Below are 14,760 nucleotides of genomic sequence, written 5' to 3' on the forward strand. Positions count from 1 at the left end.
AAAATTGAAATATTATCCGTTTACTAAAAAGTCTGTAGTACACAAACTGGAAATAAAAAAAAGTGAATCACTTATAGACAGTGGCAGTTCGGGCTAAAGACCTGCAACTTGGGTTAACACCTGCAATTTTACCCTGCAAGGCCTGTGCTACGTTAGCCACCGGATAAGCAGCAAGATCTTTCCCCTTAACTGACGCTACAGAACCCGTAAGATCACGTCTTTTTGCGGTTCCATAACCCACCACAACAATTTCATCCAGCACATTATTCTCTGCCTCTAAACTTATATTAATTTTAGTTTTTCCGCCAAGAGGCATTTGAATCGTTTTGAAACCGATATAGCTAAAAACTAATACGTCATTAGGTTTAGCGCTTATTGTATAATTTCCATCAAAATCGGCTGTTGTCCCTTTCGCAGTTCCTTTAATAAGAATGGAAACACCTGGCAAAGCCCCCCCTAATTTAGCATCGGTCACGGTCCCCTTGACATTTAATGCTTCTTGTCCATAAATCGGCAAACAAAACAGTATTCCTAATAAAAATAAAAAATAGTTAACGTTCTTTTTCTTTTTTTGCATTTGGTTATTATTGGATTATTGGTTAAAAATTTGGTTACTATGCAAATACATAGTTGAATTAAAAAGGGATTGTTTATCAATAGGCCTACTGTTTTGGATTAATACTTCTACTTTTTTTTTCGCAAAGAAATTGACTGCTGTATGTACTTGCTCGCCTCTTTTTGATCAAGGGCATACTTCTTTTTTTTATGATTTATAACTGCTTCATTTTTCAGCACATATTTTGGTGTGGCTACTAATCTGCCAAATTCAAAGTAATAACTCAACCCTTCTATTTACAGATTATTCATTCAAATATATTTATAATGTAAATTGTAATCGATTACACAAACGTAAATAATAATTTTTAATTTACCAAAGCAATCGTAATTAAATTAAATTCCATGTAAAAAAAAGCAACTTATAATGATAATTACGCAACTATTTTAAAAAAATAGTAAACATTTCTCTAATGCTAAAAGTCTTACTTAGAAGGAACTATATAATTCTTAAGAATTACAGCCATCAGTAAGAATTAATTAAAAAGCAATTGTCCGGAAGGGACTGATGGAATGATAATTGACAGAATAGTATGATAGTGGTTTTTACTTCTTTAGGTTCCAAAACAGGATTTTCGCTGTAAAAAAGTGCTAGCTTTAGCGCTACAGGAAAATATTCAACGCAATCATAAACACCTTTGTGCTCATCATGATCAAAAATGCAGTATATTAAAATCAATCCGGCTCGACCTAAAACAAAGAAACCTGCAAGGTTAAAAAACCCTGCAGGAGTACAGTATAAAAAAAATGCGTGTTTTTAAGTTTATTTTATAGACCCAATAATATCATATTTGGTAATAATATGATGATTTCCATTCGCTAGTTCAACCAAAACCGCATCGTTTTCTTTGGTAAATAATTTAGAAACTTCTTCTATTGAGGTTCCCAATTTTACGATTGGAAATGGTTTCCCCATAATCTCTTTAATAGGCCTGTCCGCTACATTTTTATCGGCAACATAACTTTGGAACAAATCACTTTCATCAACCGAGCCTACAAATCCTGTGACATCAATCACCGGAATCTGAGAGATTTTGTATTTACGCATTCTTTCTATCGCATGCGAAACTAATTCTTCCGTACGAACGACAATCAATGGTTTGTCGATATGATCTTTGATAACATCTTCGGCTTTTTTGATTTCCTCGTCAAGAAAACCTCTTTCACGCATCCAATCATCATTGAACATTTTACCTACATAACGGCTTCCGGAATCGTGAAATAAAACAACCACCACATCTTCCGGTTTGAAATGCTCTTTAAGCTGCAACAATCCCTTTACGGCTGCACCAGCTGAATTCCCAACAAATATTCCTTCCTCCAATGCAATTTTTCGGGTATAAACTGCTGCATCTTTATCCGTAACTTTCGTGAAACCATCAATCAGAGAGAAGTCGACATTCTTTGGTAATATGTCCTCGCCAATTCCTTCTGTGATATAGGAATAGATTTCATTTTCGTCAAAAATTCCTGTTTCATGGTACTTTTTAAATACAGAACCATAGGTATCTATTCCCCAAATCTTAATGGCGGGATTTTTTTCTTTTAAGTATTTTCCAACTCCTGAAATCGTCCCTCCAGTTCCTACACCAGAAACAAAATGAGTAATTTTACCGCCGGTTTGCTCCCAAATTTCAGGACCAGTCTGCTCGTAATGTGCCAGTGAATTGGACAAATTATCATATTGGTTTACATACCAGGAATTGGCCGTTTCTTCAGCCAGTCTTTTAGAAACTGAATAATAGGAACGTGGATCTGTTGGTTCGACGTCGGTAGGACAGACAACAACTTTTGCACCCACGGCACGAAGAATATCCATTTTTTCTTTGGACTGCTTATCGGAAATCACACAAATAAGTTTGTAGCCTTTTATAATGGCCACTAATGCCAACCCCATCCCTGTATTTCCCGAAGTTCCTTCGATAATTGTGCCTCCTGGTTTTAACCTTCCGTCAGCTTCAGCGTCTTCAATCATTTTAACGGCCATTCTGTCTTTGACAGAATTTCCCGGATTGAAGGTTTCTACTTTAGCAAGCACCAAAGCTTCTATTCCGGCAATGACTTTATTTAGTTTTACTAAGGGTGTGTTGCCTATTGTGCCTAATATGTTTTCTGCGTAGTGCATTTTATTATTCATTTAAGAGTGTCAGTTGTTATAAATCGCAATACAAAGATAGCATTTTGTTACAAAACAACAGGAAAAACTGGATGCTGCGTTTGTGATTACTTCACTACGATTATTTTAACAGGAATTACTTAAAGAGACGTATACTTCTTGCATTGTCAAGCAGGTAATGCTGTAGTGAACAGTACGATAAACGGCCGCTGAAAATTATTGAAAGAAATTCCAAACCAACCCAAAACGGATTGTAAAATCACGGGAAGGATTGTTAGGCGAAGCATAGAAATTATTACCGGATAAGGAAGAATTAAAATGCTCCGCTTTTATGTAAATTCTTGTTCTTTGAATCTTTGCATTAACAAAAAAATCAAGGTTGGGATAATTTCCAATTTCCTTTTTATTTTGAACAAAAAACTCCCCGATTACCGGATTGTAATCATTGGCAAAATAATTTGTAAAATAATTAAACGAAACACCCGTCTGTAAAAACAAAGCGTTCTTTTTGAAAAAATAACCCGAGTAATAAAAGGTATTTCTTGTCACAATTTCAGGTACGTTTAAGACCATATCCTGTTGATCTACTTTTTGATATAAAACAGTATTATCTAATGCAAAACTCCCGAATCTTATTTCTTTACTCACTTTCACCGACAAGTAATTTATCGTATTCCCGTATTGTGCCGGTGCAACGATTTGAGTATGTGCCGCTATTTGCGCAGCTGTTGAAACATCATTGAAATACAAATGATCGTTTAGAACCGAGTACTGTAGCGATGCAGTAACCCATGGTGTGATCGCGTTGACGTTAATTGAATTTATTTTTTCATTCTTGAAATCATTTGACCAATTGTATTGAATATAGCTACTTTGATAGAGATTATAATTATTATTAGGTAACTTATTAATATTTTGATATTGAAATGACAATTCCGTTTCATCATTAAAACTATACCTTACCTTGGCATCCAAATTGGACAAGGATTGATTGGTAATTGATCTTGAATACAGGAATTTTCCATTCCATTTATTTTTCTGATACTCATACTGGCCTCCCACATTATTTATATTCTGACTTAAAGAGCTGCCGACCGTTTTATCGTCAAAAATCAATATCTGGTTGTAATAGTAATTCGATCTGAAATCATCCACAAAAAATTGAAATTTCCCTAAAGTGGTATTCTCATAAATTAATCCCGCTTTATTATACATTTTATTGTAATGGGTATGATCATTTATGCCACTATCCTTAAAAGAATCGCCAAATCTATACACGATAGTTCCTCCTACAGTCGATGGAACAGTTGCCTGATTGTATTCGAAAAATTTATTTTCGTAATTAAATTGGTGCGTAACGTATAAATTATTGGCGCCCTTGTTCGCATTTATCCTGAAATTGTGATCTAAGAATACTCTTTTCCCTTTCAGAAATGATTTAGCATCTAAAAAATACACCTCAAATCGTTGCCTGTTATTGTACTTTGGATCCTCACTTTCAAAATCACTGATGGTTGTAATTCCACCATTTTCTTCATTTAGAATATCCTGAGACGTGAAATGTGCGTTGGAGTAATACCGTTTATTTTTAGTATTATAACTTACCGTGAACCTGAAATTTCCGGTACTTGACAATTGATTCAGGTACTCTCCCTGAGAACGCAATCCCCTGTAGGCCATAGAAAAATTAAGATTCTCCGACGTATTTAAAGTAATAAACGCATCTGTTGATTGCCCTTTTTGTATGGTGGTTTTAAAATACAATTCCGTAACCGGAGTGGCAACAGAGCTGTAACGTATCTGGTTTGCTTCCAAAAAATTAAAATGTTTTGCTTTGAAACCAAATTCCGGAAGTGGTGAAAAATCGGTCAAACTATATTGCAACGTATTGTAGGTTTGCCCATCATTTGGAAAAGGTAAAAGTCCAAAAATGTCTTTTCGTAAATAATTGTGACTGTATTCTTTTTGAATGGTCAGTGAGGTATCAATATAAGTCGTATCGCGATCCAAAGTAATTACCCGATACATATCTATGGTCGCAACTGGTTCTTTTTTTTTCTTTATTGAATCTGAGCTGTTGTATTTACTATTGGGGTCTAAATTGCTACTATTTTTTTTCTGAGAAAATAGTAAACCGGAGCATGATAAAAAAATAAAAAAAAAGAGAATTCTCATTTGAAAGGGGTATAATTAGGCAATTATTTTTACAATTTTAATCAAGCAAAGGTAATTTATAAAAACGTATAAATAAAAAAACACAGCATTTTATAGGATTGTTATAACAAATAGAAAGATAACGGGTTTTTACAGAAAAATTTTTATAATATTGTTGCTTCAAATCCATGCTATATGCTCGAAAACAATTTTTCGAAAATTATCCTCGAAAGCGGAACTGATGAAGCAGGTCGCGGCTGTCTCGCTGGTCCCGTCACAGCGGCTGCTGTAATATTACCATTCGATTTTGAGAATACAATCCTGAATGACAGCAAGCAACTTTCAGAAAAAACGAGAGAAAAATTAAGAATTATTATTGAGCAACAGGCCATTTCATTTGCTGTAACGCATCTGGAGCCTTTGGTAATTGACGAAATCAACATCCTGAATGCATCGATAAAAGCAATGCAGGAAAGCATTTTAAAACTCCATCCCAGACCCGAATACATTATTGTGGATGGCAATGCACCACTAATTCACAAAAAAGGAATAAAAAACCGTGGAGGGAAAATTTTTACTGCTACTGAACTCAAAATTCTTAATTCGATTCCAAATACCAGTATTGTACAGGGGGATTCCAAATTTATGAGTATTGCTGCTGCCTCCGTCTTAGCAAAAACACATCGTGACGACTACATGAATCGGATTCATGAAGAATTCCCAATGTATAATTGGAAACAAAACAAAGGCTATCCTACCAGAGAACATCGCGAAGCTATCCGAAAATATGGGATTACAAAATACCACAGAATAACGTTTCAACTGTTACCCGAAGAATATTCTTTTGATTTTTTGATTGACTAATACCGATTTTAAATTGGGGATGCCTCAAAAGTCGCTTCGAAAAGACTGGAGAAGTGTTTCAGAATTTTTTCTTTTACTTCTGTTTCATTCACACTTTCAACGCCTAATTCTACGTTTAAGGTCGTTACCGCTTTACCACGAATTCCGCAGGGAATAATATTGTCAAAATAACCCAAATCAGCATTTACATTTAAAGCGAATCCGTGCATGGTAACCCAACGGGAAGCACGAACGCCCATAGCACAAATTTTTCTTGCAAATGGAGTTCCTACACCCAACCAGACTCCGGTTTCACCTTCACTTCTTCCACAGGTAATCCCATATTCCTGCAACGTAAGAATAATCGCTTCTTCCAGAAAACGCAGGTATTTATGAATATCGGTAAAGAAATTTTCCAGGTCAATTATAGGATACCCTACAATTTGTCCCGGTCCGTGATACGTGATGTCTCCTCCGCGATTGATTTTGTAAAAAGTCGCTCCTTTGGCTTCCAACTGCTTTTCAGATAAAAGCAAATTAGTTAAATCACCACTTTTACCCAAAGTATAAACGTGAGGATGTTCCACAAAAAGAAAATAATTTGGGGTTTCCAAATTGGTTTCTTCTCTCCTGTTTTTAATTTTTAAGTCAACTATTCCTTTGAACAATTCTTCCTGGTATTCCCAAGTTTCCTTGTAATCTTTGTTTCCTAAATCTTGAAGCTGGATGGTTTTGTTCATTTTTTTTTACAAAATTTGCACAAAGGTACTACTAATTCACCCGTTGGGTATAATTAAATAATTTGATTTTTGGTCACAGGATTATTTTTTTTACAAACGGCTTATATTCTAAAATCGGAATTATTTTAGGTCAAACATTATTTCCCGTCTTATTTAGATTTAGATATATGCAAATTGACAACTTGACTAAGTAAAACTTTTTTACAAGAGTCTGCCATCCCAAATATAATCCTCTTGTTCTAGTAAAATAACTTTTGAAGAGAATAAGGGATGATTTGTGTTTATCACATAATTACTCTCTTGTGGAATTAATGCTGATGGTACTTTTAAAACCAAGGTTTCTTTTGCTTGATACCAATTTGATCCTATTTCTTGCAGAATGATATAAGCACTCGTTTGTCTCCAATTGTTAGGCAAATCACTTTCCTGAATCTCTTTTATTAATCCTGGTTCATCTGCAATAGAAATAACCATAAGCTTATAAGGTATCGTGATTTCTATTGCCGCCCTATGAACGACAAGCTCAAGTGTTGATAACGAACGACTGCAACCTGTATAAATTACATATTCATTTTCCTTATTCCATCTATTTTCTGTTCCTGATGCAGTCAATTTTTTTGAATATTTAGCGCTACTTATTCTATATACATTCATAGCCTAAATGTTATCGCCAAATTCTATAGCAGTTAGACGATCATCAATTATTTTAATTCCAGTGATTGTCCCTAAATAATCTTTAGGGGCTTTATTATACAAATAAAAATTGGGAGAAATTAACCATTTATCAAAATTCTCACTTGTCTCAAAAACTTCCTCTCCATGTTGATATAATGCAAGTAACAAAACAACATGTTCTTGAGTATTCTCTTTGGACAGAATCCCTTCCTTTCTGTAAGTTTGGTACGTTTTGGTGCTAATATGCAACCAATCGGAAACTACACTATCATTTAAAGTTGAAACGGCTTTCAAGGCATTAAAATAGATAGAACCTATAGTATTACCCTCTAAAAAAAAACGTACAGCTCTCGGGTTACCAATTTCCGGAATTTCAAATTTTACTGTCTTTTTAGCTCTTTGTAAAGTTGTCATGACTATGTTTTTAACCAAAATTACGTAATTTTACAGAACTACACAAGTAATTTTACCAATACTATACTATTTCCCGGCAACTTTTAGGACTGATCCGTTTTCAGGGATAGTTATAGATGAATTATAATTATATCCGTTTTCTCTCCTGGTTTGAATTCAGGATTTTTAAGCTGTATTTTTACATTCTGGGAGAAAGAAAATTGGAGCCCAGCGCAAAAAACCTTTAGCACTTTGTTACTTTGCTACTTATACAGTATCTTTGCGCTCTTAAAATCAGAATAAAATGGCATTATCCGAACAAGAAATATTACGTAGAGAAGCACTTACCGAATTACGCAATTTAGGCATTGAGCCTTATCCAGCAGCCGAATTTATCACAACCGCTTATTCCAGCGAAATCCTAGCGGATTTCGAAAAGTACGAAGGAAAGGAAGTTGTTTTAGCAGGACGTTTGATGGGTAAGCGTATCATGGGAAAAGCGTCATTTGCAGAATTGAAAGATGCTGAAGGACGTATTCAAATCTATGTTTCCAGGGATGATATTTCAACTGATGAGGAAAAAACGATGTACAATGTTGTTTTCAAAAAACTATTGGATATTGGCGATTTTATCGGGGTTCGCGGAACGGTTTTCAAAACACAGGTGGGTGAAATCTCAGTGCATGTTTATGGATTGACAGTTTTGGCGAAAGCCTTGAAACCACTTCCTGTAGTAAAAACGGATGCCGATGGAAAAACGCACGATGCTTTTGCTGATCCAGAACAAAGATACCGTCGTCGTTACGTGGATTTAACGGTGAATGATCACGTGAAAGAAACGTTTATCAAAAGAACCAAATTATTCAATGCGATGCGTTCTTTTTTTAATGACAAGGGGTATTTAGAAGTTGAAACTCCTGTTTTACAACCGATTCCTGGTGGCGCTGCGGCCCGACCTTTTATCACGCATCACAACTCGCTGGATATGCCTCTATACATGCGTATTGCGAATGAATTATACTTAAAAAGATTGATTGTTGGTGGTTTTGATGGTGTTTATGAGTTTTCGAAAAACTTCCGTAACGAAGGAATGGACAGAACACATAATCCAGAATTTACTGCGATGGAAATATATGTAGCCTACAAAGACTACAATTGGATGATGAAATTCACCGAAAACCTGCTGGAACATTGTGCTATTGGTGTAAACGGAACCAGCGAAGCGACTTTCGGAGAACATACTGTTAACTTTAAAGCACCCTATGCAAGAGTTACCATGACGGATTCCATCAAACACTTTACAGGTTTTGATATTTCGGGTAAAAATGAAGCTGAATTGTTTGAAGCAGCAAGAGGAATGGGAATTGACGTGGATGCCACAATGGGTAAAGGAAAATTGATTGATGAGATTTTTGGCGCTAAATGCGAAGGAAATTATATTCAACCGACCTTCATCACGGATTATCCTAAAGAAATGTCACCTTTATGCAAACAACACCGTGATAATCCAGAATTAACAGAACGTTTCGAATTAATGGTTTGTGGTAAAGAAGTAGCGAACGCTTATTCTGAATTGAATGACCCTATTGACCAGAGAGAGCGTTTTGAAGACCAAATGAGATTGTCTGAAAAAGGTGATGATGAGGCTACCGGAATCATCGATGAAGACTTCTTAAGAGCATTAGAATACGGAATGCCGCCAACTTCCGGATTAGGAATTGGAATGGACCGTCTGATGATGTTCCTGACCAATAATGCGTCGATTCAGGAGGTATTGCTTTTCCCGCAAATGCGACCAGAGAAAAAACAAGTTCAAATTGAATTGTTAGACGAAGAGAAATTAATCATCGCCCTTTTAAAAACCAATGACAGTAAAATGGATTTGGGTTTATTGAAAGTAAAATCAGATTTGAGTGGCAAGAAATGGGATGCTGCCATGAAAGGCTTGGCTAAACATGGTTTGGTGAAAGTAGCTTTAGTTGATGATCATAAAATTGTGGAATTGGCAGAGTAATTTATTCCGCTTGACGATATAAAAAAGGAGATTCAATTTTTTGAAACTCCTTTTTTGTTGTTATAAAGTATAATTCAAATTGACACTCCAGCGGTAATTGGCTTCGATTTTCGAATTGGATAAATGTTGATTGATGGGAAGCATCGCATTGACACCAATCGAAAAATCTCCTTTTCCCGCTTCAATCCCAAATTTACTAAAAAGAATAGCTCCCGAAGTATCCGGTAACTTTTGTCCATATTGCTTATTGGTTTGATAGACTTCGCCTGCCAAACCCAATTGCGGGACCAGTTTTATCACAGGTAAATCAAACAGATAAAAGAGTGTACTGCCATAATTAAATTGATTTCCAAATTGATACTGCTTTTGATTTTCAGTTTTGAAAGTATAATTGAGCATGGTACTTAGTCCCATATTTTTCTTTTTAATAACATATTCCGATACTAATAGATAATCCCAGCTGCCCGTCCCCACCTGGAAACTTTGGTTAACACTTCCAGTATTATTGGCTTCGTCAAATTTTCCTGTTGGTATTTTGATTCCTCCGCCCAATTGCAGTTTATGCGTAAACACGGTGCTGTCTTTATGCGTTTGAAATAAAGAATACAGCGCTATAACAGAGATATCGCCCAATCCTTTACTGTTTTCTATTCCTGTTGAAAGTTCACGATTGTGAAAATGATACGGAATCAATGCCGAAATCTGGATCTTTTCTGTAATTGGTATTTTTGTCCAAATTTGCACCGTATTGAAATTTTCATCGATCCACGGTGAGTTGGCAAAAATACCTTCTCTGCTGGTATAACTTTGATTGAAATAGCGCAAGCCAACAAAATTGTTATTCAGCATAGAACTAAATCCCATACTCCCTCCACTTGCAGAACAACCACAGGCATCACAATCAAAATCTTCCAGTAATTGCATTTTTTGTAAACTAAATCTCGAAATACTGTCTTTTACTATTTTGGCAGCAACAAACTGGTTCATAAAAAGAACGGTAACAACAATTAAAATTATATTTTTCATGGTTTTAAAACGTTTTTAAAGAATACAAAAGTGGCAGGCTTGTACATTGATCTAATCATTGTGAACGTGAGCTACGGTATACATTCCTGTTAAGTTTGCAGTGATTAATGACAAATTTGCCCCGTCCATAATCATGGCACCCATTCCTGCCATAGTATAGTCGGAAAGCTTAAATTTAGTAGTTCCGTCAATAATTTTAGACACATCTGCAACAATGTGGATTTCGGGACTGATGGTGGTTCGCACCATTGCTTTTGTTGGTAAATCAAGAGTCACTTCAGTATAGTTATAAGCTGATGCCGTTTTCTTGGCGTACACCATAAAATTAGTGCCTGATGTAATCGTTGAAGATGTAAAACTGCCTTCAAAACCTAAATTTATATACCCCTGTGACCAGCTCCCTATCATTGCTGCCGCCTGAGCCTGTGCTAAAAAAGCACCCTGACTTGTTTCTCCCAGATTATACTCTGCCTGATCCACTCCGATTCCAAATTTTACTTTAGTATAATTTGCCGCAGGGACATTAATTAATTCCAATAAATGGCTGGATTCGGTGGCTTCGTCAACTATAAAATAACTTTCACTTTTTGGATACATAAAGGTGGTTCCATCCTCTTTTATCAAGACGATGTTACTGATAATGTATTTAATTGTATTGATTTTCAACATTTCGTTGTTTGAAGTCGTATTAGTCTGGGTACCTAATGTCAAGTCATTTGCTCCAAAAGAATTATCGAATTCCAATCCAAGGTTTCCAGTTCCTGAGATGACTTCTTCATTGCTTGTACAGCCTGCAAATACAGTGCTTAATACAATAATAACTATTGTTTTATTCAGTAAATTTTTCATTTATTATGAGGGTATATTTCTTATTCCTTGTTTTGAAATATTTGCACGCACAAGGGACTTTCAAATGACATTTGTCAAATGAAAAAGTACCTGCAAAAGTGTTTCAACTAAAATTTAGGAAATAAAAATGGGCGGATGAAAAATAGCATACAAATTCAGGTGAGCATATAAATTACTATATTCTGAATTGAATTTTGTTTGGGTATTTACATTGTAAACTAATAATGAGAAATCATATTTGCTGTCCAAAATTAAATCAGGGGTAGCAGCTGTTGCGTTCTTTTTGTTAGAAGGGGTTTGTTTTTCTTGTTCTTGTGCCTTGGCTAATTCTTTCATCAAATGGCATTTTCCATTACAATGCATCATAGGTTTTGCCTTATTAACACAAAGCACTTTTGAAATATATTCAAAGTTAACGGCATATTCCAAAACCGGAAACAGTGGTTTTAGAAACAGGATTAATACGATTATAAATGCTATTTTTTTCATGGGGCAAAGGGTAGATTACAACTCTTTAAGTAGCTTTAAATTGAAAGACTTTAAAGTAGCTTTAAATTGAAAGACTTAAAACCAATTCGCATCATTTATTCTTTTTTTTTATCGCTTATCAATGCGTAAAAAAAACAGGCTTAAAAAAAATTTAAGCCCATTTTTTACTAAACCATCACTAATTCTGGAATATTAAATTCAACCAGTTCCGTTTTGTAGAATTTGAGCTGGCTCTCAATCTCTTTTCTGCTGTTTTCAAAAAAAGGTGTGGATGAGAATAAATTTTCATAATATGCAATTCCTTCGATCAAATTATTTTTGAATGAATGCCATTTCTTAATTTGCCCGGCTGTAATTTCATCAGAAACTGCTGCGATTTCATTTTTTAAATAGTCCAGATACATTTTCAATTCTTTGACAAATAAATTGGGACGATTGGTAACGGTTAAAACCGATGCATTTCCATAAATATGCTGTACCATTTTAGAAAGCGAAACTTCCTGGTCAAAATAAGCCATATTAGGTCCGGGACAAATGATCACGCCTTGAGCCTGACCTTTAATTTTAATATCCTTTTCAAGATAAGAAGCATTGGCCAAACCTACACAAAGACATGCCTTTTCAGTAATGTTGCTTTTCTTTTTATCGTAAATAGCGGCCGATAGCATCTCTTTTTGTTGCAATAATTCTTCCAGTTTTAAGTCCTGGTATTTTTTGGAGGCGGTACAAATTCCTTTTACATCGTATTCTTTGCTTAAAGCCAAAAATCGCTTTGGGCACGAACTTCCCGCCTTATTTTCCTCAATACGTTTGAGTTTGAATTTTTCATTAGTCGTACCTCTCAACGTATTAAAAGGAATTCCCAATGGTGAAATATGACTTAAATACAAATCCTCTTCTTTGGCTTTAGCCAATAATTCTCTGGTGTGCTTATCTACAGAAGTAGCTTCGGGAACCAATAAAAAGGGAGAGCCCCAACCCACAGAATCGACTCTATAATGGTCCAAAAGAAAATCGTGTTCTTCGGAAGTTCCTACGCCACCCTGAACAGTAATTTTTAAATCCAAAGGCTGTTCCGGAACATGCATTTCTTTTTGTCTCAAGGCTTTCACCATCAAATCATGGGCTGATTGAATCAACTGGTCTTTTTTCTGTTTGAATTCTTCTAAAATAGGTCCCAACAAATAGCCCTCGGTTGCAAAAGCATGTCCACCGCAATTTAATCCAGATTCTATTCGGTATTCAGAAACCCAAAGTCCTTTTTTAGCTAAAAAATTTCCCTGAATCATTGCCGAACGAAAATCGCTCACTTTCAGCGTAATTTTCTTTTTCAGTGTATTATTCAAATCTGGAAAGAAAGCCGAGAAATTTTCAAAATAACTGTACAATCTTGGATTCATTCCTGCAGATAAAACTACCGAAGACTCTAATGTACTATTAGCAAAACCGCGAAGAGCAGCATGCGCATCATTAAAAGCAATTGGTAATTGCTCGTCTTTGATGAAATTATCCTTGTCAAGTTTGGTCATTATATTGACATCAATATCACCTGGAAAAATAGTATGCTCCAGATAACTTTTAATATTTTCTTTAAAGGCAAAACCATCTTCCATTAAATTTTGTAAGCCCAATTTAATCTTCGATTTGTTGGGCAGCATTGCCATATAATTTTCCAATGCCAATTTGCTTTCGGACAATTCGGTTTTAAAATTTTCAAATTTTTCTTTTACGATTTTGTCTACCAAATTCAAATAAGAAGTAATCCGTTCTGCGCGATAATCATGTATTTTTTGTGTAATTTCCTGATAAGGAAGGTCAAATTTCTGGCTGTAAAATGCAGTCATTTTTTCGATAAGTTCATCATCCATAATTGAAATTACAGAAGATATTCCATACTTCGCTACCCTTATCGGGCTATCGATTGTATAGGCTAGTCCCATAACAGGAATATGAAATGTATGAAGCGGTTTAATTGTTGTCATGCCTAAAATGATTTAATAAATAAACCACAAAAGTCGAGAAACAAAATGGGATAAAAGCTGATAAATATCATGTGCTATTCCACTTTATCAAAATACCTTAGCCAATTAAAGCGCTATTTTGAGACACCGGTAAAACCAATATTTTTATAACTGTTTTTTCATGATCTCAATGCTGTTTTTGTTGAATTTAGGCAAATTTATAGTTGCATCAAGCGTACATTTTAACCAGTCCAATTGTAAAACAACCCATTTATAATTCCAATTTAGTTATGCAAATAAATATCGATTTACTTTTTTCCTGGGGTGCTGTAGCAAAAAAATATAAAAAAAACGAAGTGATTTTCAATGAAGATGAAGATGCCTATTTTTATTATCAAATCATTGACGGAAGCGTGAGAATGTTCAACTCGAATGACGAAGGAAAAGAGTTCACACAAGGCCTTTTTTGTAAAGGGGAGAGTTTTGGCGAACCACCTTTGTTTATTGATCAAATGTATCCGTCAAAAGCAATTACTATTCAGGACAGTACCATTATAAAATTGTCCAAGGATAAATTTTTAAAGATTCTTGAGGAGTATCCGGCAATCCAAAAGACTTTTCTGATTTTGCTTGCCAACAAAATTCATTCAAAATCCAATTCTTCCAAAGAGATTATCAATCAGAAACCGGAGTTTCGAATTCTTGCTTTTTTAAATTCACATAAAAAAAAATGTGAATGTACTGCTGACAAAGTATTGATTCCTTATACACGTCAGGAAATCGCAAATTTTACCGGTTTGAGAGTAGAAACGGTGATACGTGCTTTTTCAAAAATGAATAGTTGTAACAAAGTTGCTATCGTCAATCACAAAATATTTTTTTAAA

At 35.0% G+C, this 14,760-nt stretch carries 13 protein-coding genes; 3 read left to right on the forward strand and 10 right to left on the reverse strand.

The window, feature by feature from the left end; all coding sequences use genetic code 11:
- Positions 1 to 67: 67 nt before the first annotated feature.
- The 3 genes from ACNQGH_RS15195 to ACNQGH_RS15205 all read right to left on the reverse strand — a co-directional run bounded on the left by ACNQGH_RS15195 (position 68) and on the right by ACNQGH_RS15205 (position 4,906).
- On the reverse strand, positions 68 to 577 hold the full coding sequence (locus ACNQGH_RS15195) for a carboxypeptidase-like regulatory domain-containing protein (protein WP_417956874.1): 510 nt from the start codon (positions 575 to 577) through the stop codon (positions 68 to 70).
- An 801-nt stretch (positions 578 to 1,378) separates the two neighbouring features.
- Complete coding sequence (locus tag ACNQGH_RS15200; RefSeq protein ID WP_417956875.1) at positions 1,379 to 2,740, reverse strand: pyridoxal-phosphate dependent enzyme; 1,362 nt, start codon at positions 2,738 to 2,740, stop codon at positions 1,379 to 1,381.
- 207 nt (positions 2,741 to 2,947) lie between these two features.
- A complete protein-coding gene (locus tag ACNQGH_RS15205; RefSeq protein ID WP_417956876.1) occupies positions 2,948 to 4,906 on the reverse strand; it encodes a putative porin in 1,959 nt (652 codons plus the stop codon).
- Positions 4,907 to 5,080: 174 nt separating this feature from the next.
- On the opposite strand from ACNQGH_RS15205, the gene ACNQGH_RS15210 reads away from it, so the two are divergent.
- Positions 5,081 to 5,749 carry a ribonuclease HII gene (locus ACNQGH_RS15210; protein ID WP_417956877.1) on the forward strand — a complete coding sequence of 223 codons (669 nt, stop codon included), beginning with the start codon at positions 5,081 to 5,083 and terminating at the stop codon, positions 5,747 to 5,749.
- An 8-nt stretch (positions 5,750 to 5,757) separates the two neighbouring features.
- Here ACNQGH_RS15210 and lipB read toward each other — a convergent pair whose 3' ends face one another.
- The 3 genes from lipB to ACNQGH_RS15225 form a co-directional block, all read right to left on the reverse strand.
- Entirely contained in the window at positions 5,758 to 6,468 is a 711-nt protein-coding gene (gene lipB / locus ACNQGH_RS15215) for a lipoyl(octanoyl) transferase LipB (RefSeq protein ID WP_417956878.1), read from the reverse strand.
- 201 nt (positions 6,469 to 6,669) lie between these two features.
- Positions 6,670 to 7,122 (reverse strand): RES family NAD+ phosphorylase, encoded by a 453-nt coding sequence (locus ACNQGH_RS15220; protein ID WP_417956879.1) that lies wholly within the window; start codon positions 7,120 to 7,122, stop codon positions 6,670 to 6,672.
- 3 nt (positions 7,123 to 7,125) lie between these two features.
- Complete coding sequence (locus tag ACNQGH_RS15225; RefSeq protein WP_417956880.1) at positions 7,126 to 7,557, reverse strand: antitoxin Xre/MbcA/ParS toxin-binding domain-containing protein; 432 nt, start codon at positions 7,555 to 7,557, stop codon at positions 7,126 to 7,128.
- Between the two features lie 283 nt (positions 7,558 to 7,840).
- Here ACNQGH_RS15225 and lysS point away from each other — a divergent pair, with 283 nt between their 5' ends.
- Positions 7,841 to 9,550, forward strand: coding sequence for a lysine--tRNA ligase (lysS, locus tag ACNQGH_RS15230; RefSeq protein ID WP_417956881.1), 1,710 nt, complete (start codon positions 7,841 to 7,843; stop codon positions 9,548 to 9,550).
- Positions 9,551 to 9,610: 60 nt separating this feature from the next.
- On the opposite strand, the gene ACNQGH_RS15235 is transcribed toward lysS, so the two are convergent.
- The 4 genes from ACNQGH_RS15235 to ACNQGH_RS15250 form a co-directional block, all read right to left on the reverse strand.
- A complete protein-coding gene (locus ACNQGH_RS15235; protein ID WP_417956882.1) occupies positions 9,611 to 10,576 on the reverse strand; it encodes a transporter in 966 nt (321 codons plus the stop codon).
- 51 nt (positions 10,577 to 10,627) lie between these two features.
- Entirely contained in the window at positions 10,628 to 11,425 is a 798-nt protein-coding gene (locus ACNQGH_RS15240; RefSeq protein ID WP_417956883.1) for an MbnP family protein, read from the reverse strand.
- A gap of 114 nt (positions 11,426 to 11,539) precedes the next feature.
- Complete coding sequence (locus ACNQGH_RS15245) at positions 11,540 to 11,914, reverse strand: hypothetical protein (protein WP_417956885.1); 375 nt, start codon at positions 11,912 to 11,914, stop codon at positions 11,540 to 11,542.
- Between the two features lie 167 nt (positions 11,915 to 12,081).
- The gene (locus tag ACNQGH_RS15250; protein WP_417956886.1) at positions 12,082 to 13,896 is read right to left on the reverse strand and encodes a hypothetical protein; all 1,815 of its coding nucleotides are present in this window, start codon (positions 13,894 to 13,896) and stop codon (positions 12,082 to 12,084) included.
- Between the two features lie 269 nt (positions 13,897 to 14,165).
- Here ACNQGH_RS15250 and ACNQGH_RS15255 point away from each other — a divergent pair, with 269 nt between their 5' ends.
- Positions 14,166 to 14,759 (forward strand): Crp/Fnr family transcriptional regulator, encoded by a 594-nt coding sequence (locus ACNQGH_RS15255; protein WP_417956887.1) that lies wholly within the window; start codon positions 14,166 to 14,168, stop codon positions 14,757 to 14,759.
- The last annotated feature ends 1 nt before the right edge of the window (position 14,760 follow it).

This window comes from Flavobacterium kochi (genome assembly GCF_048286715.1).
Classification (GTDB): Bacteria; Bacteroidota; Bacteroidia; order Flavobacteriales; family Flavobacteriaceae; genus Flavobacterium.

Excerpts from the sequence above, each read along its gene's own strand:
- ACNQGH_RS15195 (WP_417956874.1), bottom strand. The coding sequence starts at position 577 with ATGCAAAAAAAGAAAAAGAACGTTAACTATTTTTTATTTTTATTAGGA.
- ACNQGH_RS15200 (WP_417956875.1), bottom strand. The coding sequence starts at position 2,740 with ATGCACTACGCAGAAAACATATTAGGCACAATAGGCAACACACCCTTA.
- ACNQGH_RS15205 (WP_417956876.1), bottom strand. The coding sequence starts at position 4,906 with ATGAGAATTCTCTTTTTTTTTATTTTTTTATCATGCTCCGGTTTACTA.
- ACNQGH_RS15210 (WP_417956877.1), top strand. The coding sequence starts at position 5,081 with ATGCTCGAAAACAATTTTTCGAAAATTATCCTCGAAAGCGGAACTGAT.
- lipB (WP_417956878.1), bottom strand. The coding sequence starts at position 6,468 with ATGAACAAAACCATCCAGCTTCAAGATTTAGGAAACAAAGATTACAAG.
- ACNQGH_RS15220 (WP_417956879.1), bottom strand. The coding sequence starts at position 7,122 with ATGAATGTATATAGAATAAGTAGCGCTAAATATTCAAAAAAATTGACT.
- ACNQGH_RS15225 (WP_417956880.1), bottom strand. The coding sequence starts at position 7,557 with ATGACAACTTTACAAAGAGCTAAAAAGACAGTAAAATTTGAAATTCCG.
- lysS (WP_417956881.1), top strand. The coding sequence starts at position 7,841 with ATGGCATTATCCGAACAAGAAATATTACGTAGAGAAGCACTTACCGAA.
- ACNQGH_RS15235 (WP_417956882.1), bottom strand. The coding sequence starts at position 10,576 with ATGAAAAATATAATTTTAATTGTTGTTACCGTTCTTTTTATGAACCAG.
- ACNQGH_RS15240 (WP_417956883.1), bottom strand. The coding sequence starts at position 11,425 with ATGAAAAATTTACTGAATAAAACAATAGTTATTATTGTATTAAGCACT.
- ACNQGH_RS15245 (WP_417956885.1), bottom strand. The coding sequence starts at position 11,914 with ATGAAAAAAATAGCATTTATAATCGTATTAATCCTGTTTCTAAAACCA.
- ACNQGH_RS15250 (WP_417956886.1), bottom strand. The coding sequence starts at position 13,896 with ATGACAACAATTAAACCGCTTCATACATTTCATATTCCTGTTATGGGA.
- ACNQGH_RS15255 (WP_417956887.1), top strand. The coding sequence starts at position 14,166 with ATGCAAATAAATATCGATTTACTTTTTTCCTGGGGTGCTGTAGCAAAA.